Here is a 6,468-nt window from a genome sequence, read left to right as displayed (position 1 = left end):
TGGGATCGTGTGGGGAGTAGCCCTTTTCGGGGGGCTGCTCCCCACACGTATTTCCGGGCCCGGTTCAGTGGGTTGCCCCTTCCACAACGTCGCGGCGGGGAGCGTTCAGCACGCCAGTCAACCTCGAATCCTGGCTTGCCTAGCAAGACCTGCGCTCGATGTCCCACACCTTGGATCGGCGACAGTCGGCGGCAGGTTGCACCGTCGCGCGATGGGTGCGCAGCACCTTCTAATGTGGCTCCATGCTGGAGGCGGCACGCTTGGGCGGACGTCGCGGTTGTGGCGGTTTGAGGTGCTGCGCTTACTTGGACGATGAGCCCTCCTGGTCAACATCAGCGACGTAGGCCCCCGAACCCGTCACGTTCATCATCGAAAGACATCGCCACCCATGGGTTCCGCGACGTCGGCGAACCACCGCATCCCCAATCCTGACCGCTGACGACGGCGCCGTGGTCGCGTGATCAGGCGTTCTGTGAGGTCCACGAGGCGTGCAGACGCGAGTAGGGACCGCCGGCGTGGGCGAGCTCTGCCGCTGAGCCGACCTCGACGACACGACCGGCGTCGACGACCACCACGGTGTCCGCGGCTTCCGCCGTCGACAGCCGGTGGGCGATGGCGACGGACGTCCGGCCACTGAGAACTCCTTCGAGAGCCCGCTGCAGCCGGACCTCCGTCGCGGGGTCCACCGACGACGTGGCCTCGTCCAGCACGAGCAGGTCGGGGTCGGCGAGGTGGGCGCGGGCGAGGGCGACGAGCTGACGTTCCCCGGCCGAGAGTCGTTCTCCCCGTTGGCCGACGGGGGTGTCGAGACCTTCGGGTAGGCCGTCGAGCCAGCCGCCGAGGCCCAGGTCGACGAACGCAGCACGCACGTCGTCCTCGGTGGAGCCGGGGCGTCCGCGACGCACGTTCTCGCCGACGGTCGCGTCGAAGAGGAAACCTTCCTGCGGGACGGCCACCACGCGGTGGTGCAGCTCCCGCGACGGTAGGTCCCGGGCGTCGACGCCGTTCAGCAGCACCGTCCCGGACGTGGGGTCGACCAACCGGGTGATGAGGCGTGACAGCGTCGTCTTGCCGGAACCGGTCTCGCCGACGATCGCGGTCCGGGACCCGGCGGGGAAGTGCAGGGACACCCCGGCGAGGACGACCTTGTCGGTCCCCGGGTAGGAGTAGGCGACGTCGTCCACGCGCACGTCGACGGGGCCGGTGGGCAGCGTCCGCGGTGTCGCGGGCTCCGGCACGGTCACTGGGGTGTCGATGAGGTCGACCACGCGACGCCAGCCGGCGAGCGCGTTCTGGAGCTCGTTGAGAACCTCCGTCGCGGCCTGGACGGGGCCCACCCACAACTGGGCCAGGAACAGGAACGCCAGCATCTTGCCGAGGGTGATGTTCCCGGCCAGCCCGAGCAGAGTTCCGAGGACGATGACGAGGGCGCTGACGAGACCGGACACGAAGACACCTGCGGTGAACGTCACCGCCGTCGCGGTCTGAGCCTTCACCGCCTGCTGGCGGTGGGCTTCGATCGCGCCGTCGATGCGGCGCCACGAACGGTCCGACGCCGCGTGGGCGCGGATCACGTCGGCGCCTACGACGGTCTCCGAGATGGCGGCGAGCAGTTCGCCCATGCGGGCCCGAACCGCCTGGTAGGCGCGGGACACAGGGCGCTGCAGTCGTTGCCGGGCCAGGACGAGCGGGACGAAGCAGCCGATGACCACCAGCGCCAACTGCCACGAGTAGAAGAACATCAGCGCCGTCGCGAGCAGCACCTGGCCGGCGGACAGCACGAGGACGAGCATGCCCGTCTGCAGGAATGTCGAGATGGTGTCGACGTCGCTGGTCACGCGGCTCACCAGGGACCCGCGTCGTTCGCCGCTCTGGGTCAGGACGGCGAGGTCGTGGACGTGGCGGAAGGCCCGCACCCGCAGGCTCGCGAGGCCGGCCTCGGTGGCCTGGAACAACCGGACGTTGACGAGCCACGCGGTTCCCGAGGTCACCAGCAGCACGAGCGCCGCCAGCGCGCAGAGGAGGACGACGTGCCCGACGTCCGGGCCACCGCCGGCCTCGACGCCGGTGTCGATCGTCTGTTGCACCGCGATGGGGACGGTCAGCTTCCCCAGCGTGGTCGCCGCGGCGATCGCGAGGGTCACCCCGAGGCCCTCCGCGAACTCCGGCGTGAGTTCCTTCGCCCGGGCGATGACCCCGCGCTCGACGGTCGTTGCGGTGCTCACGCGACCTCCTCCTCAGCGGCGGCGCGCGCCGCGGCTGCTCGTGCGTAGGCCGTCACCAGTTCCCGGTAGCCCGCGTCGCGAGCCTCCACCTCGGCGGCGGGCCCTCGGTCGACGACCCGGCCGTGTTCCAGGTGCACCACCTCGTCGGCCAGAGCGATCGTCGCGGGGCGGTAGGCCACGACGACGACCGTCGTCCCGATCCCTGTCCGTTCCAGACCGTCGAGCACGGCTCGCTCCACGGTCGGGTCGAGGGCGCTGGTCGCGTCGTCGAGGACGAGGAGCCGGGGGCGCCGCACCAGAGCGCGCGCGAGGGCGAGTCGTTGGCGCTGGCCACCGGACAACGTCGAGCCTCGTTCGCCGACGAGTTCGTCCAGGCCCAGCGGCAACGACTTCACGAAGCCCTCGGCCTGCGCGAGTTCCAGGGCCTGCCACACCTCGTCGTCGGTGACGTCGAGGCCGAGGGCCACGTTGCCGCGGATGGTGTCGTCGAAGACGAACGTCGACTGGGGGACGAGCGAGGCGGCCCCGGCGATCGCACCCTCGGCGAGCTCGCGCACGTCGACCCCGTCGAGCAGCACGTGACCGGTCGTCGGGTCGACCAGCCGCACGAGGAGACCAGCCAGCGTCGACTTCCCCGCGCCCGTGCCGCCGACGATCGCGACCGTCGTGCCCGCGGTGACGTCGAGGGTCACGTCCGAGAGGACGGGCACGGGGGCCGGGTGGGGTTTCGCGGGTTCCTCGGCGAGCGGGTCCACCGCCGGCGCGGGGTGGCGGTAGGAGAGGTCCGTCGTTGAGACGGTCAACGGGCCACCCGCGTCGACGGGTTGAGAACCCCACGGGGTCGTCTCGTCCGACTGGAGGACGTCCTGCACCCGCGCGTCGCCGGCGACCGTGCGGGGGAGGTCGGCGAGCAGCCAACCGAAGGAGCGGACAGGGAAGGCGAGCAGGCCCAGCAGGTAGGCGATCTGGACCAGGTCGCCGACGGTCGTGGTTCCAGCCGCTACCCGCACCGTTCCCAGCACCAGGACCATCAGGGTCCCGAGCGAGGGGAGGGCTTCGATGATGGGGTCGAAGGCGCCTCGGGTCCGGCCGGCGGCGACGTTGGCGTCGCGCAGGCGTTCGGCGTCCACGCGGAAGCGGTCGACCTCGTCGTCGGCCAGGCCGAGGGTCTTCACGACGAGGGCGCCCTCGAAACTTTCGTGGGCGGTCGTCGACACCTCACCCCGCAGGTGCTGCACCCGGACGACGAGCGGGGACATCCGGCGCTGGTAGGCGATGTTCGCGATCACCAGCGCCGGAACCACGATGAGACCCACCGCCGCGAGAACGGGGTCGGCCGAGACCATCGCGATCCCCGCGAAGAGGATGAGGACGGCGGTCCCCAGGGCGAAGGGCAGCACGAGGGTCGCCTGCCACATGGCCTCGACGTCCGAACCGGCGGTTGCGAGCAGTCGTCCGGCGGGGTGGGCGTGGTGCCAGGCCAGCGGGAGGTCGAGGTAGCGACGGGACAGCAGGCGTCGGTAGCGGGCCTGCAGGGCGTAGGTGAAGGCACCACCGAAGATGCGGCGCAGCAGGACGCCGCCGACCAGCACCACCGTGATCGCCATCAGGGTCGCGCCGGCCAACCACACGTCACCGGCGCTGATCGAGGCGCTCCCGGTGAGGGCGGGGACGACGATCCGGTTGGTGACGCGCCCGATCATCCATCCCGAGGCCGCGTTGCCGATGCCGTAGATGAGCGAGCCGACGATGGCGATGCGGAAGGGTCGCGGCTCTTCCCGGACGCCCCGGGCCAGTGTCTTCACGCCGATGATGAAGGTGCCGCTCACTGGTAAACCCTTTCACAGGAGGGTCTGCAGCGCGTCTCAGTCGCGGGCCGACTCCGCGTTCTCCGACCGGGTACCCGGTCAGGACCGGGTCCGTCCGGCCTGAGTGGCCTGTGGACAACTCTCGGGGTCGGTCCCGGTGTTCGCCTAACGTGAGTCTCCGTCGAACGGAGGAGCACCGTGAGCAGACACCTGGGGCCGACCCCGAGCCCGTCCGGGGACCACGCGGTCCACCGGGTGGAGCGGGCGTTCGCGGAGTGGCTGACGACGCACGGGACGTCGCAGCACGTCGGGGTCGGGGACCTCGCGGTGCGTCTGCAGGTGCTGCGCACCTCCCGTCGCGACCTGGCGCGCCGACGGGGTGACCGGCATCCGGACCGGGTGCTGACGACGCTCGTCCCGGGCGACGTCGAACTGCTCGTCGCGCAGTCCCGTCGTGCGGCCGAGTGGTGGGGGCTCGAGTCGGTGGCCGAGGTGCGGGCGACGTGCCGGTCGTGGCTGGACTACCTGCGGTTCCTCGTCGAGTCCGGGCTGTGGGAGGGCGATCGGGGGACTGCGGCGACGGTCCACGACGCACTGCTGCGCCGGCTGCGCACGGAACGGGGTGAGCTGCTCGCGACCGGAGGCCACACGGTGCGGACCTCGTTCCCGGTGGAACTGGCGCAGCTGCAGCGGACCCGGCTGGTCCGGGAGGCCGAGGACGTCCTGCGGCGACGCACACCGGGCACACCCCGGCTGCGGGCCCAGCTCGAGGACCTGGGCTTCGTGCGGGAGGACGGTCGTCGCGGTCCGCGGTGGCCGTCCTGGGACTCCCCGCAGGAGGTGGACGCCGCCTGCGCGCGGCGGCGACTGGTGGTGGCCGAGGTCGTGCGCGTGGTGCGGACCCTGGACGACGACCATGCGCGGACGCTCGCCCTGGCGACGTCGGAGAGCCCGGCGGACGTCGCCGAGGGCGGCCGACGGCTGGAGGCCGCCGTGTCGGCGGGAGCTCTGGCCGGGCTCGTGCGGGCCGGCGTCGTGCCTGCCGCCCGGCCGTGGCGCATCGCCCGAGGGTTGCAGCACGCCGTGCACGTCGCGCTGTCCCGGCTCGTGGACGAGGGAGTGCTCGACGGGGAGCTGCGGCGGCCCGTGCTGGCGGCGGCGGGGTGACCTCGGTGGTGGTCCGCACCCGCGCGGGATGACACCCTGGTGCGGTGGCAGCTGCAGACCGGCCCCCCGTCAGTGAGTCCTACGAGCTCGGCCAGCGCGCGCTGGGCGACCTGCGCGGCGACTTCGTCGCGTGGCTCGAGGAGAACGTCGAGGTCGACGAGGAGGTGGGCGCCGCGGCCGTCGCCGAGGCGCTGACCGTCGGGGCGGGTGGTCTGTTGACCGTCCGGTCCGGGGCCGTGATCTCCCGGCTCACCCCCGTCGACGTCGAGGCCCTCACCGCCCAGGTGATCCCAGCGATGGTCTCCGACAGCGGCACCCCGGAACCCGCGGAGATGCAGGAGGACCTGGAGGCCATCTGGTACCAGTTCCTCGCCTTCCTCGGCGAGACCGGGCGCTGGACCGGGTCCCAGGGCGACCTCGAGACCAGCCTGACCCTGCTGGCCGGTGAACCGCCGGAGCTGGCGGAGGTGTTCGCGGCGGCGGCGGAGGGCGTCGACGAGGGCGAGGAGGACGCGACGGTCCTGGCCTCCTTCCCGGTCCGCGCGGCGCAGGCCGTCCTGGCCCACGTCGGTGAGGGCCTCGTCGTGCCCGACGACGCGGAACTCGCGCCGGACTCCGTCACGGCGGTCCTGGCCCTCTTCGAGAACCCCATCCCCATCACCGCCGACCAGGACGGTGAACCGCAGGACCTCGAGGACGTCCCGTGGTTGCGCCAGGTCGTCCTCACGATGATCGACCTGGACCTGCTCGACGGCGACGACGAGACGCTGCTCGTCCCCGGGGCGGAGGCGCAGGAGTGGCTCGACCCGACGCCGGAACCGCGTGAACTCCGCCGCCTGCTGGTGGGCCGGTTCGTCCTGGACGACCCCGGAACCCTCGACGGCGGGTTCTCGATCACCGAGGCCGTGATGCCGACGGTGCTCGCCTCGGCCGTGGCCGGGAACCCCTTCGACGACGCGGCCCTCGACGAGCTCGTCGTCAACGCCGACGTGCTGGGGCCCGCCGCGGGGGTCGCGGTGGAGGAACTGCGGGAACGCCTCTCCGACCTCGCCGTGTTCGGCATCCTCAGCGAGTCCGCCCCCTGGACCGTCGCCCGCGGGTACTGGCCGGCCCTCGCGGCCGCCGCAGCCGAGGAGGACGGCGACGAGGACCCGCTCGGCGACCTGTTCGGCGACGGGGAACCGCACTGGCTCGAGAACGTCATGGGTCAGCTCGGGGTCGGCGACGACCAGGTGCAGCAGATCCGGAACATCCTCGGCGGACGGTAG

General features: G+C 72.0%; 4 protein-coding genes. 2 read left to right on the top strand and 2 right to left on the bottom strand.

Going from position 1 to position 6,468, the window contains the following annotated elements; translation table 11 throughout:
- Nucleotides 1-461 precede the first annotated feature (461 nt).
- On the bottom strand, nucleotides 462-2,225 hold the full coding sequence (locus ACFQ46_RS21810) for an ABC transporter ATP-binding protein (protein ID WP_380262013.1): 1,764 nt from the start codon (nucleotides 2,223-2,225) through the stop codon (nucleotides 462-464).
- Nucleotides 2,222-4,054 (bottom strand): ABC transporter ATP-binding protein, encoded by a 1,833-nt coding sequence (locus ACFQ46_RS21805; protein ID WP_380262011.1) that lies wholly within the window; start codon nucleotides 4,052-4,054, stop codon nucleotides 2,222-2,224. The genes ACFQ46_RS21810 and ACFQ46_RS21805 overlap by 4 nt, the downstream gene beginning before the upstream one ends.
- A 177-nt stretch (nucleotides 4,055-4,231) precedes the next feature.
- On the opposite strand from ACFQ46_RS21805, the gene ACFQ46_RS21800 reads away from it, so the two are divergent.
- Both ACFQ46_RS21800 and ACFQ46_RS21795 read left to right on the top strand, forming a co-directional pair.
- A complete protein-coding gene (locus ACFQ46_RS21800; protein WP_380262009.1) occupies nucleotides 4,232-5,200 on the top strand; it encodes a hypothetical protein in 969 nt (322 codons plus the stop codon).
- A 44-nt stretch (nucleotides 5,201-5,244) separates the two neighbouring features.
- On the top strand, nucleotides 5,245-6,468 hold the full coding sequence (locus tag ACFQ46_RS21795) for a hypothetical protein (RefSeq protein ID WP_380262007.1): 1,224 nt from the start codon (nucleotides 5,245-5,247) through the stop codon (nucleotides 6,466-6,468).

It is taken from the genome of Kineococcus sp. GCM10028916 (assembly GCF_042674865.1).
Lineage (GTDB): Bacteria > Actinomycetota > Actinomycetes > Actinomycetales > Kineococcaceae > Kineococcus.
Note: the sequence above shows the minus strand (reverse complement) of the source record. Positions and strands in the feature narration are given on the sequence as shown.